Origin of the sequence: Xanthomonas sp. GW (assembly GCF_014236815.1) — a bacterium.
Taxonomy (GTDB): Bacteria; Pseudomonadota; Gammaproteobacteria; order Xanthomonadales; family Xanthomonadaceae; genus Xanthomonas_A.
In genome coordinates this window covers 3,051,720-3,072,388 of sequence record NZ_CP051189.1, presented here as the reverse complement: position 1 = coordinate 3,072,388, position 20,669 = coordinate 3,051,720, and the positions used below count along the sequence as shown (strand labels likewise).

17 protein-coding genes and 4 tRNA genes are annotated in these 20,669 nt (G+C 69.1%); 14 read left to right on the top strand and 7 right to left on the bottom strand.

The window, feature by feature from the left end:
- Positions 1-497 precede the first annotated feature (497 nt).
- The gene (locus tag HEP73_RS13220) at positions 498-2,693 is read right to left on the bottom strand and encodes a TonB-dependent siderophore receptor (RefSeq protein WP_255423490.1); all 2,196 of its coding nucleotides are present in this window, start codon (positions 2,691-2,693) and stop codon (positions 498-500) included.
- A 225-nt stretch (positions 2,694-2,918) separates the two neighbouring features.
- On the opposite strand from HEP73_RS13220, the gene kdsB reads away from it, so the two are divergent.
- The 6 genes from kdsB (at position 2,919) to HEP73_RS13190 (ending at position 8,199) form a co-directional block, all read left to right on the top strand.
- Positions 2,919-3,686: a 3-deoxy-manno-octulosonate cytidylyltransferase gene (gene kdsB, locus HEP73_RS13215; protein WP_185820337.1), complete on the top strand. Its 768-nt coding sequence runs from the start codon at positions 2,919-2,921 to the stop codon at positions 3,684-3,686.
- Entirely contained in the window at positions 3,683-4,171 is a 489-nt protein-coding gene (locus tag HEP73_RS13210; protein ID WP_185820336.1) for a low molecular weight protein-tyrosine-phosphatase, read from the top strand. Before kdsB ends, HEP73_RS13210 begins: the two co-directional genes overlap by 4 nt.
- A complete protein-coding gene (locus HEP73_RS13205) occupies positions 4,168-5,589 on the top strand; it encodes a hypothetical protein (RefSeq protein ID WP_185820335.1) in 1,422 nt (473 codons plus the stop codon). The genes HEP73_RS13210 and HEP73_RS13205 overlap by 4 nt, the downstream gene beginning before the upstream one ends.
- A complete protein-coding gene (gene uvrC, locus HEP73_RS13200) occupies positions 5,586-7,442 on the top strand; it encodes an excinuclease ABC subunit UvrC (protein WP_185820334.1) in 1,857 nt (618 codons plus the stop codon). The genes HEP73_RS13205 and uvrC overlap by 4 nt, the downstream gene beginning before the upstream one ends.
- A 9-nt stretch (positions 7,443-7,451) precedes the next feature.
- Positions 7,452-8,087, top strand: a complete 636-nt coding sequence (gene pgsA / locus HEP73_RS13195) for a CDP-diacylglycerol--glycerol-3-phosphate 3-phosphatidyltransferase (RefSeq protein WP_003472804.1) — start codon at positions 7,452-7,454, stop codon at positions 8,085-8,087.
- 36 nt (positions 8,088-8,123) lie between these two features.
- Positions 8,124-8,199: transfer RNA gene (locus HEP73_RS13190), tRNA-Gly, on the top strand.
- A 311-nt stretch (positions 8,200-8,510) separates the two neighbouring features.
- Here the strand turns inward: HEP73_RS13190 and HEP73_RS13185 are convergent.
- Both HEP73_RS13185 and HEP73_RS13180 read right to left on the bottom strand, forming a co-directional pair.
- Positions 8,511-9,353, bottom strand: a complete 843-nt coding sequence (locus HEP73_RS13185) for an MBL fold metallo-hydrolase (RefSeq protein ID WP_185820333.1) — start codon at positions 9,351-9,353, stop codon at positions 8,511-8,513.
- 115 nt (positions 9,354-9,468) lie between these two features.
- On the bottom strand, positions 9,469-9,798 hold the full coding sequence (locus HEP73_RS13180) for a MoaF-related domain-containing protein (RefSeq protein ID WP_185820332.1): 330 nt from the start codon (positions 9,796-9,798) through the stop codon (positions 9,469-9,471).
- A gap of 416 nt (positions 9,799-10,214) precedes the next feature.
- Between HEP73_RS13180 and HEP73_RS22495 the strand changes: the two genes are divergently transcribed.
- The 3 genes from HEP73_RS22495 to HEP73_RS13170 all read left to right on the top strand — a co-directional run bounded on the left by HEP73_RS22495 (position 10,215) and on the right by HEP73_RS13170 (position 12,290).
- Complete coding sequence (locus tag HEP73_RS22495; RefSeq protein WP_221899347.1) at positions 10,215-10,463, top strand: DUF2239 family protein; 249 nt, start codon at positions 10,215-10,217, stop codon at positions 10,461-10,463.
- Positions 10,460-10,594: a DUF2239 family protein gene (locus tag HEP73_RS22850; RefSeq protein WP_458309619.1), complete on the top strand. Its 135-nt coding sequence runs from the start codon at positions 10,460-10,462 to the stop codon at positions 10,592-10,594. The genes HEP73_RS22495 and HEP73_RS22850 overlap by 4 nt, the downstream gene beginning before the upstream one ends.
- Before the next feature lie 238 nt (positions 10,595-10,832).
- Complete coding sequence (locus HEP73_RS13170) at positions 10,833-12,290, top strand: hypothetical protein (protein WP_185820331.1); 1,458 nt, start codon at positions 10,833-10,835, stop codon at positions 12,288-12,290.
- Between the two features lie 139 nt (positions 12,291-12,429).
- Here HEP73_RS13170 and HEP73_RS13165 read toward each other — a convergent pair whose 3' ends face one another.
- Positions 12,430-13,671, bottom strand: coding sequence for a hypothetical protein (locus tag HEP73_RS13165; protein WP_185820330.1), 1,242 nt, complete (start codon positions 13,669-13,671; stop codon positions 12,430-12,432).
- 314 nt (positions 13,672-13,985) lie between these two features.
- Here HEP73_RS13165 and HEP73_RS13160 point away from each other — a divergent pair.
- Positions 13,986-14,061: transfer RNA gene (locus tag HEP73_RS13160), tRNA-Gly, on the top strand.
- An 80-nt stretch (positions 14,062-14,141) separates the two neighbouring features.
- Positions 14,142-14,215, top strand: a tRNA-Cys gene (locus HEP73_RS13155).
- A 160-nt stretch (positions 14,216-14,375) separates the two neighbouring features.
- Here HEP73_RS13155 and HEP73_RS13150 read toward each other — a convergent pair.
- Positions 14,376-15,512, bottom strand: coding sequence for a 4Fe-4S dicluster domain-containing protein (locus HEP73_RS13150; protein ID WP_185820329.1), 1,137 nt, complete (start codon positions 15,510-15,512; stop codon positions 14,376-14,378).
- Positions 15,513-15,523: 11 nt separating this feature from the next.
- Positions 15,524-15,838: a hypothetical protein gene (locus HEP73_RS13145; RefSeq protein WP_185820328.1), complete on the bottom strand. Its 315-nt coding sequence runs from the start codon at positions 15,836-15,838 to the stop codon at positions 15,524-15,526.
- 734 nt (positions 15,839-16,572) lie between these two features.
- Here HEP73_RS13145 and hemN point away from each other — a divergent pair.
- Positions 16,573-17,979 carry an oxygen-independent coproporphyrinogen III oxidase gene (gene hemN, locus HEP73_RS13140; RefSeq protein WP_185823412.1) on the top strand — a complete coding sequence of 469 codons (1,407 nt, stop codon included), beginning with the start codon at positions 16,573-16,575 and terminating at the stop codon, positions 17,977-17,979.
- 176 nt (positions 17,980-18,155) lie between these two features.
- On the opposite strand, the gene HEP73_RS13135 is transcribed toward hemN, so the two are convergent.
- Positions 18,156-18,242: transfer RNA gene (locus HEP73_RS13135), tRNA-Leu, on the bottom strand.
- A gap of 154 nt (positions 18,243-18,396) precedes the next feature.
- On the opposite strand from HEP73_RS13135, the gene HEP73_RS13130 reads away from it, so the two are divergent.
- Both HEP73_RS13130 and HEP73_RS13125 read left to right on the top strand, forming a co-directional pair.
- On the top strand, positions 18,397-19,089 hold the full coding sequence (locus HEP73_RS13130; RefSeq protein WP_185820327.1) for an MtnX-like HAD-IB family phosphatase: 693 nt from the start codon (positions 18,397-18,399) through the stop codon (positions 19,087-19,089).
- Positions 19,090-19,256: 167 nt separating this feature from the next.
- Positions 19,257-20,612 (top strand): aspartate aminotransferase family protein, encoded by a 1,356-nt coding sequence (locus tag HEP73_RS13125; RefSeq protein WP_221899416.1) that lies wholly within the window; start codon positions 19,257-19,259, stop codon positions 20,610-20,612.
- The last annotated feature ends 57 nt before the right edge of the window (positions 20,613-20,669 follow it).

The following is a 20,669-nucleotide window of genomic DNA, read 5'->3' as shown; positions in this document are numbered from 1 at the left end:
CGCCGCGTGCATGCGCAGCCAGTGAAGACTGGAGAGGCGGTGCAGGGGGCCAAACCCTGTGAACGCCAACCAGCCCGGCGGCTTCGGCTGTCCGGATTGCGCCTGGCCCGATCGCGATCACGCCTCGATAGGGGCCACAGCTCGCTGTCGCGATGCGCGGCAAGTGCCGCCTCGATCACGCGCAGCAGCTGAGTATCTGCGGGTGTGCCCGCCGGTAGAACCGCGTGATCGCCGCGATCGCTGCCACGCGCAGATCGCTGGCGTGGCGGCGCATGCTCAGCGGCTACCGCATGTCCCGTCTGTAGGCAGGGCTGCTGTTCGTTTCCATGCCGCGGCCGACCTGATTGCCGCGACCTCGAACACGCCGCAGGCGCTGAAGCGCCAACGCGTGGCCACGTGCCGAGGAATTGTCTACCGCGCTCGCCATCGCCATTCGGCAAGGCGGACATCGGCGCATCGCGCTGTCCGCCTGCCTTGCCCACTTGCAACAGGCCCGCTCAGAACCTGTAGTTCAGCGACAGCGAGGTGTTGCGCGGCGCCCCGTAGTAGCCCTGTGCCCAGTACAGGCTGTTGATGTACTTGCGGTCGGTGACGTTGTAGACGTTGAGCGTGGCGCTGAATTGCGGGGTGAAGTCGTAGTGCGCCATCAGCCCGAGCAGCGCATAGCTGCCCTGGCGGGTGAAGATCTCGTTGCCGCTGCTGTCCAGCGCTTGTTGATCGCGGTAGATATCGCCCTGCCAGGTCAGCGTCGCGCCCAGCTTCAGCGCTTCCCACTGCGGAACGGTGTAGGTGGTGGCGAGCTTGAAGGTGCGGCGCGGCACGTAGGTGCGCACGTTGCGGCCCGCGTCGTCCTTGAGGCTCAGCTGGGTGTAGCCGGCGTTGAGCTGCCAGTGGTCGCCGAGCCGGCCGGCGAGGTCGAACTCGTAACCGGTGGAGGTCGCGTCCACCGCCTTGTAGGTCTGCACGTTGCCGATGTAGAGGTCGGTTTCGGCGGTGTTGTCCTGCTTGGCGCGGAACAGCGCGAACGAGGCGTTGACCCGCTGCTGCAGCCACTGGCCCTTGATGCCCAGTTCGGCGTTGCTGCCGGTGATCGGGTCCAGCACCTGCAGGTTGCGGTCCAGCTCGGTCTGCGGATTGAAGATCTCCGCATAGCTGGCGTACAGCGCGTAGTTCGGGTCGAAGTTGTAGACCGCGCCGACGAACGGTGTGGTCTTGCTGTCGTCGTAGGCGTGCTGCACGCCGTAGTTCTGGCCGCGGCTCTCGATCCGGGTGTGGTTGACGCCGGTGATCAGCTTCAGCGCGTCGCTCAGGTTCCAGCGCGCGGTGGCGTAGGCGCTGCGGCGGGTGATGTCGAAGTCGGCGCTGTCGGAATAGGCGTCGAAGCTCGGCTTGGGATAGTCGCCGTTCCAGCCTTCCAGCGCCGGCAGCGCGGTGCCGATATCGTTGCCGTACCACGACAGCTGATCGGCCTGCACGCGGCCCCATTTCACGCCGACCACCAGCTCGTGCGTACGACCGCCGAGCGCGAACGGGCCGCTCGCGTAGACGTCGGCGTACTTCTGCGTCTCTTCGCTGCCGTACTGCGACGGATAGGCGTACAGGCCCAGGCCGGTGCCGCGCTCCGGGGTGCCGTAGACGTAGAACAGCTGACTGTCGTTGTCGACCTTGCGGTAGTTCAACGCGGCCTTGAGCTGCCAGTCCGCGCCCAGCGCCTGCTGCAGTTCCACGAACGCGCGCTTGTCTTGAGAGGTCCAGTACGACCAGTCGGCCGAAGTGCTGGTGGAGCGGGCGTAGTCGGTGGCGCTGCCGTCGCTGTAGAACAGCGGCAGCGCGCCCCACATGCCGCCGGTGGAATCGTTCTTCTGGTAGCTGGCGCCCACGCTGAGGCGGGAGCTGTCGCCGAGGTCGGCTTCGACGATGCCGTAGAAGCTCTGCTTCTTCAGCGCATAGCGGTCCAGGTAGCTGTCGCCGTCCTGGCCGACAGCGACGAAGCGCCCGCGCACGCTGCCGCTGCGGTTGAGCTTGCCGGACAGGTCGGCGTCGACGCGGCGCGTGTCCCAGCTGCCCACGGTCACGCCGGCGCTGGCCTGCAGTTCGTCGGTGGGGCGCTTGCGCACGAAGTCGATCGTCGCCGACGGGTTACCGGTCGAGGACAGCAGGCCGTTGGCGCCGCGCAGCACCTCCACGCGCTCGTACATCGCCGTGTCCAGGTCGCCTTCGGCGCCGCCGTTGGTGAACGGCAGGCCCAGTCCGTCGACCTGGAAGTTGAGGATGTCGAAACCGCGCGCGGTGTAGTACGTGCGGTCGGTCTCGATCTTCTCGACGTTGATGCCGGTGGCCAGCGCGAGCACCGCATTGGCGCTATCCAGGCCGAAATCGTCCATCTGCTCGCGGCTGATCGTGCTCACCGACTGCGGCGTTTCCAGCGGACTCAGCAGCAGGCCGGTGCCGGTCGCGCTGGCCGGCGCGGTGTAGCCGTCGGCACGCTGCGCGACCACGTCGAGCTTGTCCAGCAGCTTCGGCGCGCTGGCGGCATCGGCTGCCGCATCGGCGGCCGATGCCGCTTCCGCGGCGGCGGCGCTGGCCGCCAGCGGTGCGAGCAGGGCGGCCAGCGCCAGGCACAGCGCCTGACGGCGAACGGGGACGCGGGTCGGCCGGGCGGCGGACCACGTGGACTGGGCGGGAAGGTTCATCGGTGGGGTCTATAGAATGGAGGGAGGCGAGAGGCCATGGGCGCAGCGCCGAGCCAAACAGCGTGCTGCAGCAAGACGACCGGCAATGACCGGCCGCTGGTCCGTGGCGAATACGAACTATTCTCAATAAATAGCGGGGAAAGATCAATTCATGTTCGAATTTCGTGAATTCCAGCGTTCAGCCATCGCCAGCGCAGCGGGCGCGGCATGAGCGCCGCACATGCCATGCCGCCGTCATTCGCGGTCGCCATTCCGGCGCGCTACGCCGCCTCGCGCCTGCCCGGCAAGCCGCTGCGCATGCTCGGCGGCGAGCCGCTGGTGCGGCACGTGGCGCGGCGTGCGCTCGGTGCCGGCGCGCAGCAGGTGTGGGTGGCCGCGGACGATCCGCGCATCGCCGCGGCGGTGGCCGATCTGGACGGGGTGCACGTGGCCCTGACCTCGGCGGAGCATGCCTCCGGCACCGATCGCCTGGCCGAATGCGCCGACATCGCCGGCTGGGACGACGCCACCCTGGTGGTCAATCTGCAGGGCGACGAACCGTTCGCGCCCGCCGCCGGCATCGTTGCCGTGGCCCAGGCGCTGGCCGACAGCGGCGCGGAGATGGCCACGCTGGGCACACCGGTCGAATCGGCCGACAGCCTGTTCGACCCGAACGTGGTCAAGCTGGTGCGCAGCGCGCAGGGCGATGCGTTGTATTTCAGCCGCGCGCCGATCCCGTGGCACCGCGACGCGTTCGCCGCCTCGCGCGAACTGCTGCCGCCGGGTCCATGGCTGCGCCATATCGGCATCTACGCCTATCGCGCCGGGTTCCTGCGCCGTTTCGCGGCGATGCCGCCGGGTGGGCTGGAGCAAGTGGAGGCGCTGGAGCAGCTGCGGGTGCTGGAGGCCGGCTTCCGCATCGCGGTGGCGCTGTCGCCTGAGCCGTTCCCGCCGGGGGTGGACACGCCCGATGACCTGGCCCGCGCCGAGGCGCACCTGCAGGCCCTGGCATGAAGCTGCTGCTGGTCTGCCTGGGCAATATCTGCCGCTCGCCGATGGCCGAAGGCGCGCTGCGCCACCATCTCGAGCGCTCGCCGCTGGCCGGCCAGGTGCAGGTGGATTCGGCCGGGACCGGCGACTGGCACAGCGGCGAGCCGCCGGACCGGCGCGCGATCGCCTGCGCCCGCGGCCACGGGGTGGACATCGCCGGGCTGCGCGCGCGGCAGCTGCGCTACGCCGATTTCGCCGGGTTCGACTGGATCCTGTGCGCCGATGCGGCCAACCTGCGCGACGTGCGCCAGCGCGCCCCCGCCGACGCGCTGCAGCGGGTGGCGCTGTGGCTGCCGTGGGCGGGGCTGGACGGGCGTCGCGAGATTCCCGACCCGTACACCGGCGGCAGCGACCACTTCGAGGAGGTCTGGCGCCTGGTAGACGAAGCCGCCGCCGGCAGCGTGGCGCGACTGTCCGCCGACGGCGGCTCCGGCATAATCGGCCGATGAACTCGATCGCCGCCCTGGAACTGCCGCAGCCCGGCACCTGGCTCAATGCCGCGCCAACCACGCTGCGCGAGCAGCAAGGCCGCGCGCTGGTGCTGGCCTTCGTCAACGCCGCCTCGGTGTGGTGCGCGCAGCGCCTGGCCGAACTCAGCCAGTGGCAGGCGCGCAATCCGGGGCGCCTGCAGCTGATCGTGGTGCAGGTGCCGCGCTTCGACAGCGAACGCGAACCGCAGCGGGCGCTGAAGCTGCTGCGCAGCCAGGGCGTGTCGGCGCCGATCCTGCTCGACGCCGACTGGGCCGCCTGGCAGCGTTTCGACGTGCAGGCGTGGCCGACCCTGGTGCTGCTCGACGCCGGCGGCTACGAGCGCGAGCGCCTGGTCGGGATCGGCGGCGCCGATCTGGAAAAGGCGCTCAACGCGCTGTGCTCCGGGCAGTCGCTGCCGCTGGACGAGGAACTGCGCGATGCGCGCGAGACCCAGCCGGAGCCGCGTCTGTCGCTGCGCTTCCCGGTCGGCCTGGCGGTCGCCGACGATCGCCTGTATATCGCCGACAGCGGCCACCACCGCATCCTCGAATGCACCACCGGCGGCCGCGTGCTGCGCCAGTTCGGGTTGGGCACCGCCGATTTCATCGACGGCGGCATCGGCGAAGCGGCGTTCCACCGTCCGCGCGGCCTGGCGCTGGAACGCGGCGTGCTGTACGTCGCCGATACCGGCAACCACGCGCTGCGCCGGATCAACCTGCTCAGCGGCCACGTCGATACCCTGTGCGGCAACGGCCGCGCCGGCGAACCGGTCGAAGGGCCGGTGCAGCACGCGCAGCAGGCGCCGCTGAACCACCCGCAGGACGTGGTGGTGGCCGACAACCAGGTGCATATCGCCATGGCCGGCGACAACCGCATCTGGAGCTACGAACTCGGCAACCGCACCCTGCGCTGGCGTGCCGGTGCGGGCGCGCTGGAACTGCGCGACGGCAGCGGCCACCTGGCCGCGTTCGCGCAGCCGTGCAGCCTGGCCGCTGTGCAGCAGGCGCTGTACGTGTGCGACGCGCTGGGCTCGGCGGTGCGTTCGCTGCAACTGCGCGGCGACCTGGTGCAGACCTTGCTCGGCGGTCAGGGCCCGTGGGATTTCGGCAACGAGGACGGCCCGCGCAGCCGCGCGCGGCTGCAGTTCCCGCAGGCGATCGCGCTGAGTCCGGAATCGCCGCTGCTGTGGATCGCCGACAGCGGCAACGGCAGCCTGCGCAGCCTGCGCCTGGGCGGCGGCGAACTGTCGACCACGGCCCTGCCGCGGCGCCTGCATGGCCCGGCCGGGTTGGCGGTGAGTGCCGGCACGGTGTGGATCGCCGAGACCGATGCCCACGCGGTGTTGCGCTACGACATCGCCAGCGGCGAACTGAGCGACGTGCCGATCAACGAATGACCGCATCCGCATTGCCCCCGTTCGACGGCAAGGCCTTCGCCGCCAACCTCAGTACCGCGCCCGGCGTCTACCGCATGTACGCGGCCGACGACACCTTGCTCTACGTCGGCAAGGCCGGCGCGCTGCGCAAGCGCGTGTCCAGCTATTTCAGCGCCTCGCCGAAGAACGCGCGGACCATGGCGATGCTGGCCCAGGTCGCGCGCATGGACGTGACCGTGACCCGCAGCGAAGGCGAGGCGCTGCTTCTGGAAAACCAGCTGATCAAGTCGCTGGCGCCGCGCTACAACGTGTCGTTGCGCGACGACAAGAGCTATCCCTACGTGCTGCTGACCCGCGAGGAATGGCCGCGGATCGCGCTGCACCGCGGCCCGCGCGCGCTGCCCGGGCGCTACTTCGGCCCGTATCCCGGCGTCACCGCGGTGCGCGAGACGCTGAACCTGATGCACAAGCTGTTCAAGCTGCGCAGCTGCGAGGACAGCGTGTTCCGCAACCGCTCGCGGCCGTGCCTGCAGTACCAGATCGGCCGCTGCAGCGCGCCGTGCGTGGCGTTGGTGCCGGCCGACGACTACGCCGAATCGGTGCGCCGCGCGACGATGTTCCTGGATGGGCGCAGCGACCAACTCGGCGAGGAGCTGGTGCAGGCGATGCAGGCCGCCAGCGAGCAACTGGAATTCGAACGCGCCGCGCGCCTGCGCGACCTGCTCGGCTCGCTGCGCAGCATGCAGAGCCGGCAGTACGTGGACGGCCGCGCCGCCGACCTGGACGTGCTCGCCTGCGCGATGCAGGGCGCCAACGCCTGCGTGCTGCTGCTGGCGTTCCGCGACGGGCGCAATCTCGGCACCCGCGCGTTCTTCCCCAAGACCAACGGCGAGGACAGCGCCGCCGAGGTGCTGGCCGCGTTCGTGTCGCAGTACTACGCCGAGCACGCGCCGCCGCGCGAGGTATTGCTGGATCGCGAGATCGCCGATGCCGAGCTGATCGAAGCGGCGCTGAGTTCGGCCGCCGAGCGCAAAGTGCAATTGCGCTGGAACGTGCGCGGCGAGCGCGCCGGCTACCTGGAACTGGCCAGCCGCAACGCACAGGCCACGCTGGCCACCGAACTGACCAGCCGCAACGCGCAGCACGCGCGCAGCGAGGCCTTGCGCGAGATGCTGGGGCTGGCCGAGCCGGTCAAGCGCGCGGAGTGTTTCGACATCAGCCACACCATGGGCGAGGCCACCGTGGCCTCGTGCGTGGTGTTCGACGCCAGCGGCCCGGTGCGCAGCCAGTACCGGCGCTACAACATCAGCGGCATCGAGCCGGGCGACGACTACGCGGCGATGCGCCAGGCGATCGAGCGCCGTTTCCGCCGCGCCGCGGAGGGCGACAAGGCCGACGTGGTGCTGCCCGACGTGCTGCTGATCGACGGCGGCGCCGGCCAGCTGGCGCAGGCCAACGCCGCGCTCGCCGACCTGGGCGTGGAGGGCATCCTGGTGATCGGCGTGGCCAAGGGCGCCGAGCGCCGCGCCGGGCACGAGACGCTGGTGATGCCGGACGGGCGCGAACTGCGCCCCGGCGCGGCGTCGCCGGCATTGCAGTTCATTCAGCAGGTGCGTGACGAGGCGCACCGTTTTGCCATCACCGGCCACCGCGGGCGGCGCCAGAAAGCGCGCATGACCAGCAAGCTGGAGGACATCCCCGGCATCGGTCCGCGCCGCCGCGCCAGCCTGTTGAAGCATTTCGGTGGACTGGCCGGACTCAAGGCCGCCGGCGAAGCGGAGATCGCGCGCGTGGAAGGCATCAACGACGCGCTCGCTGCACGAATCTACGCTAACCTGCACGGGCTGCCGGTGCCCGATCCGGCAGGCGAGTAGAGCAGCGCAATGAAGTTGACCATCCCCACCTGGCTGACGCTGCTGCGCATCGTGATGATTCCGGTGCTGGTGCTGGTGTTCTACCTTCCCTACACGTGGACGAACTTCGCCTCGGCGGCGATCTTCGGCCTGGCCGCGTTCACCGACTGGCTGGACGGCTGGGTGGCGCGGCGTTACCACCAGTATTCCGCGTTCGGCGCGTTCCTGGATCCGGTGGCCGACAAACTGATGGTGGCGGTGGCGCTGTTCCTGATCGTGCAGGGCCACCCGACGCCGTGGATGGCGTTCTGGGCGGCGGTGATCGTCGGCCGCGAGATCGCGGTGTCGGCGCTGCGCGAGTGGATGGCCGAGATCGGCCAGCGCGCCAAGGTGCGGGTGGCGATGATCGGCAAGGTCAAGACCACCGCGCAGATGGTGGCGCTGCTGTGCTTGCTGTATTCGGTGATGCCCGACGGCTCGCCGCCGGAGAGCGTGTGGATGGGCTTGTTCATCTTCCACATCGGCGACTGGACCCTGGCGATCGCCTCGATCCTGACCCTGCTGTCCGGCATCCAGTACCTGCATGCGGCCTGGCCGAGCCTGCGCGCCGACGAGCGCGCCGCGGTCGCGGACAAGAATGCGAAAAAAATCGAAGGCAATGGTTGACAGCCTGCCGGTTCCCGGTAAAATTCGCGGCCTCAAGCGGGAATAGCTCAGTTGGTAGAGCGCAACCTTGCCAAGGTTGAGGTCGCGAGTTCGAGTCTCGTTTCCCGCTCCAGATACGATTCCCAGCGTTGTCGAGGCTGGCGATCTTCGAAAAACAAAAAAGGGCGAAAGCCCTTTTTTTGTGCCCGAATTTCTCGCCCGCAGCTCGGCGGTTTCCGCATATCTGCATCGAACCGCGCGCCGTCGTCGCGGCGAAATCATCGAAAGGCCATGCTCGCGATCCGGCGACATCGCCACGCCATCGGTTGATCCGCGCAGTGGCGCGCCCACGGCAAACGCGCCGTCGAGAATGTTCCCGACGGCGCGCGCTTGGCGATGTGGGCGAGGATCAATCGCGCGGTCACCGCCTGCGCGGCAGCGGCCTCACTTCCATGTCATTTCGCCCTTGGCGACCTTGGCGCTCAGTTCCAGTGCGCTTGCGCCGCCGAGTCCGGGATAGCGCCGTTGCAGCGCGGCGACCAGTTCGGCGGCATTGGCCGCTTTGGCGGTCTCTTCATCGAAGGCGCGGATGTACCCTGCGGTGAAGTCCACCGCCTCCAGGCCCGCCGGCAGCGCGCCGGCGAAATGCCCGGGGATCACCCTGGTCGGCGCCAGGCCCTTGATCCGCTCGAGCGTGGCCTGCCACTGCGCATGCGATTGCGGGGTCTGGGTATCGGCCATCCACACGTGCTCGCCGGCCACCACCGGGATGCCGCCGGCCACGGTCTTGATCGAGGGAATCCAGACGAAGCTGCGGTCCGGGGTCGGGCCATCGAGGCCGATCACCTTCAGCGGCTGGCCTTCCAGGGTCAGCGTATCGCCCGCGAGCGGTTGCGGCACGACGATGCGCTTGGGGGCGTTCTCGCCCAGGAGCGGTCCCCATATCTGCAGCTTTTCCTGGCTGGTCGCTTCGATGTGGGCGACGACCTGCGGCGTGGCGACGATCCTGGCGTCGGGGAAGGCGCTGTGCAGCGTGTCCAGGCCGAAGTAGAAATCCGGATCGCCGTGGCTGATGTAGATGGTGCTCAGGTGCTTGCCCGAGGCGCGGATCTGCTCGACGAGCTTGGCTGCCCGCGCGGTCAGGAACTGCGCGTCGATCAACAGCGCCTCTCGCTTGCCCTCCACCAGCACCGAACTGACGGCGAAGTCAGAGACGGCGTCTTCCCCGGGATTGAATACCTGGAGGGTTAGCGGTGCGGTCTGCGGTTGGGGGATGTGCTGGTTCATTGTCGTTTCCGGGAGTGGGGGTGTAGCGAAGTGGGTGTCCGGCATCCGCTCAGCAGGACCGGTGGCGCCAGGGCGCAGGCCACGGCCAGTGGCGCGGATCTGCGTGTCGTCCGCATTAGTGGATCCGTTCGAGGGCGGAAACGCCGTGGTAGGACGTGCCGTCCGCGAAGCTGATGTTGGTGTGAACGCGGCCCAGCACGAAATCCTCGACATGGACCACGTTGGTGCCGTCCTGTTCCTGCCAGTACACCAAGTACAGGCCGTCGCGCAGTTTCCTGTGCGTGTAGCGGATGGTTTCCACCGTGCCCTTGTTGGGTTCCTGCAGCTTGGTGAAGGTCATCTTCGCGTCCTCACCGAAGCTGATTTCGAAGGCGTTGCCGCCGCCGAAGTCGACACGGTAGGTGTGACCGACGGCAGGCAGTGGATCGGTGTGTGTGGCGTTCATGGAGAGTCTCCGCAGAGTGGATGTTGGGTGGGAGCGGTCTTGCCCGGAGCGGTGCGGCAAGATCGTGGTTTCGTTTTCGGTTTTGGCGCGCCGGGTCGCCGCGCTTGCATGCATGGCTCTCCACTGCGCGCCATTCGCTGGCGAGCATCTGCGGATCGGAAGTGAACAAGATGTCCGCGTTGTCTCCCTTGGCCGGTCGGATCGACGCCGAAGCGCGACGCTGCCGCGGGTCACCCAGTGCCTGGGTGTCGGTCAGTGTGGAAGCGCGCTGCGCAGCCGGCCATGGCGCTTTGCCACAAACGGTGATGGGCGTTCGCCCAAAACGCCTAGTAGCCCGGCCATGGCCGACGTCCGGGTGCCGTGTGCGGCACGGCGCTGCGGTGCCGGCATGCACCGCTTTACCGGACGGTCGCCGCATGGCCGCCGGCGCCTTGTGCGAGGTCGCCGTGGCCGTGCTGCGTGCGCAGCAGGCGCAGCAGGCGCAACCGAAGTGGCCGCCGCTCGTCTTCGATGCTGCCAGCGGACAGTCTGTTGGTCTGGGCCTGCGCGGTGGCGAGGACGCCATCGCAGCGCGCTACGCGGAGGCTGCGCCGACTCAAGCGCCCAGTGGCCCTGGACGCGCCAAGCTTGGCGTGGTCGCGCGGGAAGTGACGCTGCTGCTGTGAGCACTGGGGATTGGCTCGCCGCGCAACCAGGCGGCGCTTCAGTGGCCTTGCGCAAGCGCGTGCGCGAAGCGCGGCGGCACGGCGGCGACCGCGGTCGGACGCGGCAGGCGCGCGACCGCGGTGATCGTTAGGACCTGGCTGCGCTTGAACGCGGTGGTCACCGCGTTACGTGCACGCGGCACTGAATCGCGCTCGCTTTGAACTGGGCATGGGCAAGGACGCAGACCGCGTGCTGCAGGCCGAATGGATTAGCGCGATTCGGCACGGCGGCAGTGCGCCGCCAGGCCTGGGTGCATGCGTGGCACGCTGCACTCCGCTTGTATCGTCGCGCGCACGATCGGGGCGTCATGCGTCGCTGGATATACTCCAGTGGCGCAGACGAGAGAGAAGACCGAGGAAGTGAGTGCCAGCCATGACGCCTACGCGGATCAGATTCGCTACCTGACCGAGCTGGGGCCGCGTGCGTCCGGTACACCGGCCCACAATGCGCTGATCGACCATGTGGCGACCGCGTTGGCCGAGCTCGGCCTCGACGTGCAGCGCGATCCGCACACGTTCGAACGCTGGGAGGTCGACGGGGACGCGCTGGCGCTGCAGGTGGGGGAACGCCGCATCGCGATCGTCTCGGCGTGGCCTTATTCCGGCGAAACTCCGCGCGACGGCACGACGGCGCCGCTGGTCCTGCTGCGCGGGCGACGCAAGCACTGGCGAGCGGCCGCCGGCAAGATCGCGGTGATCGAAGTGCCGCACATCGCGGTGCCGACGACGCTGTTGGTCGAGGCCTGGGACGGGCCGCTGCCGTTCGACCGGGTCTCCAACCCGATCATCAGTTCCGAACTCGCAGGCACCAATCTGGCCAAGGCGAAGCGCGCGGGGGTGCTCGGCGTGATCGCGGTCTGGCGCGGTCTGCCCGATGCGGCCGCTGCGGGTCAGTATCTGCCTTTCACCCGCGGCTATCAGGGCCTGCCGGCCGTCTGGGTTGCCGAAAGTCAGCGCGCGCAGTTGCTCGCCGCCGCCGAGCGCGGCGCTGTGGCCACACTGACCGTGAGCGCGAACAGGACCGCGAACGCGCGCATGGAGACGCTCTGGGCCGTGTCGCCGGGAACCGGTCCGCGGGCCAGCGAGTCGGTGCTGGTGGTCACCCACAGCGATGGCGGCAACGCGGTCGAAGAGAACGGCCACATCGGCTTGCTCGCGCTGGCGCGCGACGCGGTCGCCGCGCCGCACGAACGCAGCATCGTCTTCGTCTACACCGCCGGCCACCTGCGCATGCCGGCCGTCACTGCGCATGGCCAGGCCACCACCGCCTGGCTCGAGGCCCACCGCGATCTGTGGGCCGGAACACCTGGTGGCTATACCGCGGCCGCCGGCCTGGTCATCGAACATCTGGGCGCAAAGCACTTGCGCATCGATGCCGCCACCGGGCGCTACGCGTCCGACGGCACGCTCGAACCCGAACTGTTGTACGCCACGACACCCGAACTCGCCCGGCTCACCCGCACGCTGTGGCGTGGCGCAATCGCCGATGCAGCGACCCCGGTCAAGCCCGGCGCGCTGCTGCATTTCGGCGAAGGCGAGCCGCTGTTCGAGCGGGGAATTCCTGCGGTCGCGCTGGTCACCGGTCCCGAGTATCTGCTTGCGGAATGCGAAGGCGACCTGGTCGACATCGACGCGCTCGCGCGGCAAGTCGACAGCTTCCGCCGCCTGCAGCAGCACCTGGCCGGCAGCGCCGAGCGGGCGTCCTTCGGCAAGGTCACACTGCCCGGCAAATTGAACAAGGCGCTGTCCGCCATCCGCGTCGCTCTGTTCCTGCTCCGGCGCCGTTGAACGCGCGCCGTCGGCACCGGAGCTACGGAGCGTTCGCCGCGGATGCGGTCCGTCGATGCACGTGACCCTGTAGCAGCGGCTTCAGCCGCGACGCGCGTCACCGGTAGCGCCTGTCGCAATCGCGGTACCCGACCGCTGGTCAAGGCGCCGTCGTAGCCGGACGGAATCCGGCCCGTCCGCAGGCGGCATCGTAGGCATAGTCCGCCGCGGCGATCACGTGGCGGCCACTGTTGATGTGCGCGGGCGGTGCGTCGAGCGGTCCGCGCCATTGCACGCTGTCCGGCGTCGCCGGCGTGGCGCCGCCGACCTCGAAGTCGTAGCTGAACACCGGTTGCCCGGCCGGACCGATGGCGAGCGTCATCGGCGTTCCTTCCGGGACCACCAGCGACGTGGTCGCAGTGGTGGCGGCGGCGTGACCGCTTGCGGGCTTTGCTGGCGTACTGAGCTTCTGCTGCAGTTTCGCCGGCGCAGGCGGTTGTTTGGTAGGGGTCAGCATCATGTAGGTGATGCCGGTATCTGGCAGCAGCTTGCCGCAGACCTGGTAGTCGCTGCCGCTGGCCGGGAAGCTGGCGCACGCGTTCGGCGCCTGCCAGTCGGCACCGCCGGCGGCGTTCGCCGCTTCGCGTTGCAGCGGGATCAGCGAGAAGCCCTGCAGCGCCCGTTCGCTGACGCCCAGGGTGATGCCGGACGCGCTGATGATGTAGCCCGGACTGATGCTGCCGGCATGCATCTGTACGAGGTTGAGGAACGGATTGCGCGCCTTATCGACGCCGCGGTCGTAGCCCACGCCCATCATGCCGAAGTCGGAAGAGATCGTTTTGCAGTTCTGCAGCGTCTGCTTGCCGCCACTGCTCAAGGCGAGGGTGTTGTTGTAGGCGGCGCAATTGTCCGGCGCCTGGCTCAGCGTCGGCACCGAACCCGGCAGCGTTCCCTTCGGAATTGGGGCGACGCCGCAGCTGCATTGCGCGGCAAGCACCTCGATCGAGTCGATGCGCGCGGTGGCGCTCTTGCCGTCGGCCGACACGCCCAGCCGCATCGGCACCTGCACGTACTTGCCGGGGTGGTACTGGCTGTTGCTGGAATAGAAGATGTAGCCGAGCTTGGTCGAGGCGTCCCAGGCTTGCTGGATCGCCGCGCTGAGCGGCACGACCACGCCGGTGGAGCCGGTGTCCACTTCCAGGATCTGGCTGGCGGCGGCGGGGTTCGCCGAGGCCGGCGGCGTGCCGACCTGCACCCGCACCTGGTAGGCGTATTTCGGCATGTTCTGCGAGACCAGCAGCAAGGGCAGGGTCTGCGTCTGCAGCCGGCAGGTTTGCGCCTGCGCGGCGCCGGCCGCGATCAGGCAAACCATCGCGCCGCTGCAGCGTGTCCATCGGTTCATGGCGATCCCTCGTATGGATGTGGTTTCGATGCTAGGGCCGCGGCCGGCGCAGGTGCGCGGTGATGCTTGCACGTCCGGGCACTTGTCTACCTCGACGGGCGAACCGCTGTGGTGGAGATTCCAGTCCGCGTTCGCGCCGGCGGCGCTGCCGATGCGGCAGCTGTCTCGCCCCGGACAGGCGCCGCAGTGCGCGGCGGATCCGGTGCGGATGGCCCGTCGCACCGTGCTCCCGGCCGCGCGAACGCCGCCGTCGGATTTTTTTGCCCGAAGGCTGGCGCAATGCGCGGGAGGGCTGTAGAATGGCTGGCTCCCAAGCGGGAATAGCTCAGTTGGTAGAGCGCAACCTTGCCAAGGTTGAGGTCGCGAGTTCGAGTCTCGTTTCCCGCTCCAGATTCAGACAGAGCCCCGTCAACGGGGCTTTGTTTTGTCGGACACCGCTGTTGGCGGTTTCGGCTAGAATTCAGTCCACCGGCCTGGTGGCAGAGTGGTTATGCAGCGGACTGCAAATCCGCGTACGCCGGTTCAATTCCGACCCAGGCCTCCATCTGCACTTCGACGCCCGGTAGATCCACGATCTACCGGGCGTTTGCGTTGTGGCTGCCCGACGATCTAGCTGGCCCTCGCCGCGGTGGAGCGCCGCCGCGCGCGCCGGGTCTTTTGCTGCGGGTCCGAGAGGCATGTCTTCGTCGGCGCGCGCGTGCCAGTCAACCCGCAGCGAGCAACGCCGCCAGCAACGCCCCCAGCAGCAATGCGGCGCCGGCCAGCAGTCGCGGTCGCAGCCTTCGGCGCGGCTGGCGCTCGATCGCGTTGGCGCCAGTCCAGCGCAGCAGGCCGTGGGCGAAGCCGTGGCGGTCCATGCTGCGGTCGCAGGCGTCCACGCAGGCGCCGCAGGCGGTGCACGCGTAGTGCGGGCCGTTGCGCAGGTCGATGCGCGCGGGGCAGGCGTCCACGCAGGCGCTGCAGTCCACGCAGTCGCCGAGTTGCGCGGCGGTGAACTTGGGCAGGGTGCCGGCGTAGCTGGCCAACGCGTCGCCGCGGTGGCCGCCCTGGCCGGCGCGCCGGGCGATGCTGGCGCGCAGCGCATAGTCGCGCGCGGTGCCGGCGTCGAGCAGGCGCCGCCCGCGCTGGGCGACGCTGCCCTGGCCGCAGGCGCGCGCGCCGCGCGGTTCGCCACGCATCGCGTCGTAACCGATCAAGGGCGTGTCGCGATCGCACAGCAGCGGCTGCAGCCGCGCGTAGGGGCACAGGTAGCGGCACACCTGGCTGCGCAGGAAGCCGGCATTGCCCCACGTGGCCAGCGCGTAGAACAGTACCCAGAAGCTTTCCCAGCCGCTCCAGGCGAATGGCCGCAGCCGCGCGACCAGGTCGACGATCGGCGCGAAGTAGCCGACGAAACTGATCCCGGTCCACAGCGCCAGCGCCGCCCAGACCACATGCCGCGCGGCTGCCGGCCAGGCGGCGAAGCGCCGTTCCAGCCAGGCGAAGGCATGGCTCCAGACCGACTGCGGGCAAGCGAAACCGCACCACACCCGTCCGGCCAGGGTGGTCGTCACCATCAATGCAGCCGCTGCGGCGAACAGCGCCAGCAGCAGCCAGCCGACATCGTGCGGCCACAAGGTCCAGCCGAACAGGTCCAGGCGCCGTGCGGGCAGGTCGAAGCGCAGCGCCTGGCGGCCGTCCCAGCGCAGCCACGGCAGCAGGTAGAACGCGGCGAACAGTAGCCACACGCTGGAACGACGCAGGCGTGCGTAGCGGCCGTGCGGCGCTGCCGCGGCAGCGGCGGCATCGGCATCGGCAGCGGCATGGGTGCCGAGCGTGCGCAATGGAATGCGGCGGGGCATCGGCGTGCCGCTCACGGCAACGGCTCGTCGTCGTCTGCAGCGGCCTGCGGCGCCGGCCGCAGCAGGAACCCGGTCAGCACGCTCGAACTCAGCGTGGCCAGCCAGAACATGAAGAAGCCCAGCGTGTAGCCGAGTTCGCGGCTCAGCGGGCGGCCGGGGAAGGTGATGTCGCGCAGCGCCAGCGGATCGACCAGGGCGAAGAACAGCACGCTCATCGCGCCGGCGACCAGGAAGCTGGGCCACAGGATCACGCCCAGCCGCTGCACCAGCGGGCGCGATTCGGCGGCATCGAGCGGGTCGAGCAGGGGATCGTCGCTGTGCGTCATGACGGGCGGGTTCCATCGCGGAAGGGAGGTGCGGCATGCGCCTGGGTGGTGCCACGCATGGGCTGGCGCTGCCCGCACGCGGTCGCGCCGCCGCTCCCCGTCGGCGTCGGCGCAGGCGCATGCCGCCCACGCAGACTAGGCAGTGCAGCGCGTGACGACATTGATCCTGATCAAGGCCTGGCCGCAGCGGCTGCGGAGACTGGCGCCATCGAGCAGGAGCACTGACATGCATGCCACTGAAAAGGGGCCATGGTCCCGATGGGAGAAGGAACAGCCGTGCGCGTGCATAGCCCCTCTCCTCTCGGGAGAGGGGTTGGGGTGAGGGTACGGCGCGCAGCGTCTCGCTGAGTTTGGGTGCGCGAGGCTTCGCTCCGTACCCTCATCCGGCGCTGCGCGCCACCTTCTCCCGGTGGGAGAAGGAAAAGCAGTGTGCGTGCATAGCCCCTCTCCCGTCGGGAGAGGGGTTGGGGTGAGGGTACGGCGCGCAGCGTCTCGTTGAGTTTGGGTGCGCGAGGCTTCGCCCGTACCCTCATCCGGCGCTGCGCGCCACCTTCCCCCGAAAAGGGGTCCATGGTCCCGGTGGGAGAAGGGAACAGCCGGCGCCGCCATCAAATGCGCTGGCGGCCGTTCGAACCGGCGCTGCCGTGGCCGCCTGCAGAGTGATGCAGTGAATCGATGCCGCGGATTGATCCAGGTCAAGGCGGCCTGCCATCTGGCCGCGCATGCTGACCTCCATGGACATCCTGACCGCCTCCGATCCCGCCGCCACCTCGACCTTCGACGCCGAACTGCTGCGCCGCTACGACCGTCCCGGCCCGCGCTACACCTCGTATCCGACCGCGCCGCATTTCCAGGCCGGTTTCGGCCCGGCGCAGCTGTTCGCGGCGGTGCAGGCCAGCGATCCGGCGCGGCCGCTGTCGCTGTACGTGCATGTGCCGTTCTGCCGCAATCCGTGTTTTTACTGCGGCTGCAACCGGGTCATCACCCGCGACGCCGGCAAGGGCAGGGCCTACGTGCAGCGCGTGCTGCGCGAGGCGGCGATGATGGCCGCCTGCCTGGAGAGTGAGCGCGAGGTGGTGCAGTTGCACCTGGGCGGCGGCACGCCGAATTTCCTCGCGCCGGAACTGCTCGGCGAACTGCTGCGCGGCCTGCGCGGGCTGTTCCGTTTCAGCGAGGCGCCGGATCGCGACATCTCCATCGAACTGGATCCGCGCACGGTGACGCCGCAGGACATCGTCGCGCTGGCGGCGCTGGGGTTCAACCGTGCAAGCCTGGGCATCCAGGATTTCGATCCGCTGGTGCAGCAGGCGATCAATCGCCGCCAGGGCGTGGCCGAAACATTGGACATCCTGCGCGCCTGCCGCGTGCAGGGCATGCGCTCGGTCAACGTGGACCTGATCTACGGCCTGCCGCGGCAGACCCTGGCCGGCTTCGAGCGCACCCTGGATACGGTGATCGCGGCGCGCCCGGACCGCCTGGCGGTCTACGGCTATGCGCATATGCCGCAGTTGTTCAAGGCGCAGCGGCGCATCGCCGATGCGGAGTTGCCCGACGCAGAGCACAAGCTCGCGCTGCTCGGATTGGCGGTGCGCAAGCTGTCGGCGGCCGGCTACCAGTACATCGGCATGGACCATTTCGCGCTGCCGCACGAGGACCTGGCGCGCGCGCAGCGCCAGGGCGGACTGCACCGCAATTTCATGGGCTATACCACGCATGCCGACACCGACCTGCTCGGCCTGGGGGTCAGCGCGATCAGCCGCATCGGCGACAGCTACAGCCAGAACCAGCGCGAGCTGCCGGCCTGGGAGGCAGCAGTGGACGCCGGCGACAGCCCGGTGCTGCGCGGCCTGCAGCTCAGCGCCGACGACGCGCTGCGCGCGGAGCTGATCCAGCAGTTGATGTGCCAGGGCCGCGCCGACGTCGCCGCGCTGGCGCAGCGCCACGGCATCGACTTCGCCAGCTATTTTCACGACGAGCTGCAGGCGCTGGCGCCACTGTGCGCCGACGGCCTGGCCGACTACCGCGACGGCGCGATCCAGGCCACCGCGCGCGGGCGCCCGCTGCTGCGCCTGATCGCGATGTGCTTCGACCGCTACTTGCGCCAGCCGGCGCAGCCGGCACGTTATTCGCGGGCGATCTGAGCGCCGCCCACCGACAGGTTCACCGTTTGCCGAGTGGCATCCCCGGTTCCGTCGTGGCGGCGGTGCCGGGGCTTTTGTCTGGCGCTTGTGGCGCCGCGGCCGCCTGTATGGCCGTCGCCTGCGGCGTGCGAGCGCGGCGCAGGCCGGCATCTGCGGCTGCACGCGCCGAAACGCGATGGTGCCCGGAGCCGGAATCGAACCGGCATGGGGTCGCCCCCGGCGGATTTTAAGTCCGATGCGTCTACCAGTTTCGCCATCCGGGCCTGGTGCCGCTAGCGTGCCTGATTGCGTCCGAATTGGGAACCGCGCTTGCCGCCGCCGCGGCATCAGGCGCGGCGGCGCCGACTTGAGATCTGCCCGAAAGGAGCACGAAAGACAGCCCGCCTAGGCTCTGCCCGAATTAGCCGGAGAGCCGCCTTGCGCGTCCAGTGGAAAATTCTTTGCGATTTCGACGGTACCGTGTCGCTGCAGGACGTGACCGATACCTTGCTCGAGCGTCTCGGCCAGCCGGGCTGGCACGCGCTGGAAGAGGATTGGGTGGCCGGGCGCATCGGTGCGCGCGAATGCATGAGCGGCCAGGTGGCGCTGCTCGACGGCGACGTGGACGCGCTGCACCGCGTGCTCGATGAGGTCCGCATCGATCCGGCGTTCGTGCGCTTCGTCGATCTGGCGCGCGACCTGGGCATGCCGCTGAGCATCGTCAGCGACGGCCTGGACTACCCGATCGCGCGGATCCTGGCGCGGCATGGCCTGCACCAGCTGCCGATCATCGCCAACCGCCTGCTGCGCACCGACGACGGGCACTGGCGCATGGCCTCGCCGCACGCGCAGCCGGCCTGCGCCAGCGGCACCTGCAAGTGCGCGGTGATGGCCCAGCAGGAACCGGCACGTTCCACCTTGCTGATCGGCGACGGCCGCTCCGATTTCTGCGTGGCCGGCAAGGCCGATCTGGTCTTCGCCAAGGACGGCCTTTTGCGCCATTGCCGCGCCAGCGGCATCGCCCACCGCGCGATCGGCGGGTTCGACGACGCCATCGCCCTGCTGCATGAACTCGCCGCGCCTGCCGTCGCCAGCGCGCGCCTCCCACTCCCCGTTCCCCAACGAGCCTGATCCCCATGAATCGGAATGTTCCGCTCCCCACCGCGCTTGCGCCGCTGCACGGCGATCTCGACACGCTCGATCTGGCCGCGCACGACGGCCTGCAGCCGGCCGCGCCCGATCCGGACGCGCTGCTGCGCACCGGCCCGGCCTATCACGCCGCGCTCGGCGATGCGCAGATGCTGGCCGACGAGGCCCAGTACTGCTCGTTCGGCGACACCGTGCACTACAGCGAACCGCCGCGGATCTTCGCGCACTGCGACGGCAGCTATCTGTACGACACCGAGGAGGTGCCGTACCTGGACCTGCAGATGTGGTATTCGGCGGTCAACTTCGGCTACGCCAATCCGCGCCTGAACGGTGCCTTGAAGCGGCAGATCGACAGCCTGCCGCAGGTGGCAAGCCAGTACCTGCACCCGACCAAGATCGAACTGGCCAAGACCATCGCGGTGGATGCCGAGCGCAAGTGGGGCCGCAAGGGCCGCGTGCACTTCAATGTCGGCGGCGCGCAGTCGGTGGAGGATTCGCTGAAGCTGGTGCGCAACGCCACGGGCGGCAAGAGCCTGATGTTCGCCTTCGAGGGCGGCTACCACGGCCGCACCCTGGGCGCCTCGGCGATCACCTCCTCGTATCGTTACCGGCGCCGCTTCGGCCATTTCGACCGCGCCCAGTTCATCGAATTCCCGTACCACTTCCGCGGGCCCAAGGGCATTTCCAAGGAAGAGTACGGCGAGCAGTGCGTGGCCAAGTTCGAGCGCCTGTTCGAGACCGAGTACAACGGCGTGTGGGATCCCAAGGCCGGGCAGTGCGAGTACGCCGCGTTCTACGTCGAGCCGATCCAGGGCACCGGCGGCTACGTGATCCCGCCGCCGAACTTCTTCACCGGCCTGAAGCGGGTGCTGGACAAGTACGGCATCCTGCTGGTGGTGGACGAGATCCAGATGGGCTTCTTCCGCACCGGCAAGCTGTGGGCGATCGAGCATTTCGGGGTGACCCCGGACGTGCTGGTGTTCGGCAAGGCGCTGACCAACGGCCTCAATCCGCTGGCCGGGGTCTGGGCGCGCGAGGAATTGATCAACCCGACCGTGTTCCCGCCGGGATCGACCCATTCCACCTTCGCCTCCAATCCGCTCGGCACCGCGGTGGGCCTGGAGACCATGCGCATGCTGGCCGAGACCGACTACGAGTCGATGGTCATGGCCAAGGGCGCGCACTTCCTCGACGGCCTGCGCGACCTGCAGAAGCGCCATCCGGAAATCGGCGACGTCGACGGCCTGGGCCTGGCGCTGCGCGCGGAGATCTGCCAGGCGGACGGCTTCGCCCCGAACCGCAAGCTGCTCGACACGATGGTGGACATGGGCCTGGAAGGCGAGCTGCGCCACAACGGCAAGCGCATCGGCCTGGTGCTGGACGTGGGCGGCTACTACAAGAACGTGATCACGCTGGCGCCGTCGCTGCACATCAGCCACGACGAGATCGATTTGGGCCTGTCGCTGCTGGACCAGTTGCTGACCCGCGCCAAGCGGGTGGCATGAGATGGCGGGAGACAGCGCGTTGGCGCCGCGTTGCCTCCCGTCCGCCGCCGCGGCATC

Coding starts and splice junctions, on each gene's coding strand:
- uvrC (WP_185820334.1), top strand. CDS start 5,586: ATGACCGCATCCGCATTGCCCCCGTTCGACGGCAAGGCCTTCGCCGCC.
- HEP73_RS13165 (WP_185820330.1), bottom strand. CDS start 13,671: ATGAACCGATGGACACGCTGCAGCGGCGCGATGGTTTGCCTGATCGCG.
- HEP73_RS13220 (WP_255423490.1), bottom strand. CDS start 2,693: ATGAACCTTCCCGCCCAGTCCACGTGGTCCGCCGCCCGGCCGACCCGC.
- HEP73_RS13185 (WP_185820333.1), bottom strand. CDS start 9,353: ATGAACCAGCACATCCCCCAACCGCAGACCGCACCGCTAACCCTCCAG.
- HEP73_RS13150 (WP_185820329.1), bottom strand. CDS start 15,512: ATGCCCCGCCGCATTCCATTGCGCACGCTCGGCACCCATGCCGCTGCC.
- HEP73_RS13125 (WP_221899416.1), top strand. CDS start 19,257: ATGCTGGCCGACGAGGCCCAGTACTGCTCGTTCGGCGACACCGTGCAC.
- hemN (WP_185823412.1), top strand. CDS start 16,573: ATGGACATCCTGACCGCCTCCGATCCCGCCGCCACCTCGACCTTCGAC.
- HEP73_RS22495 (WP_221899347.1), top strand. CDS start 10,215: ATGGCCGCCGGCGCCTTGTGCGAGGTCGCCGTGGCCGTGCTGCGTGCG.
- kdsB (WP_185820337.1), top strand. CDS start 2,919: ATGCCGCCGTCATTCGCGGTCGCCATTCCGGCGCGCTACGCCGCCTCG.
- HEP73_RS13180 (WP_185820332.1), bottom strand. CDS start 9,798: ATGAACGCCACACACACCGATCCACTGCCTGCCGTCGGTCACACCTAC.
- pgsA (WP_003472804.1), top strand. CDS start 7,452: ATGAAGTTGACCATCCCCACCTGGCTGACGCTGCTGCGCATCGTGATG.
- HEP73_RS13210 (WP_185820336.1), top strand. CDS start 3,683: ATGAAGCTGCTGCTGGTCTGCCTGGGCAATATCTGCCGCTCGCCGATG.
- HEP73_RS13145 (WP_185820328.1), bottom strand. CDS start 15,838: ATGACGCACAGCGACGATCCCCTGCTCGACCCGCTCGATGCCGCCGAA.
- HEP73_RS13205 (WP_185820335.1), top strand. CDS start 4,168: ATGAACTCGATCGCCGCCCTGGAACTGCCGCAGCCCGGCACCTGGCTC.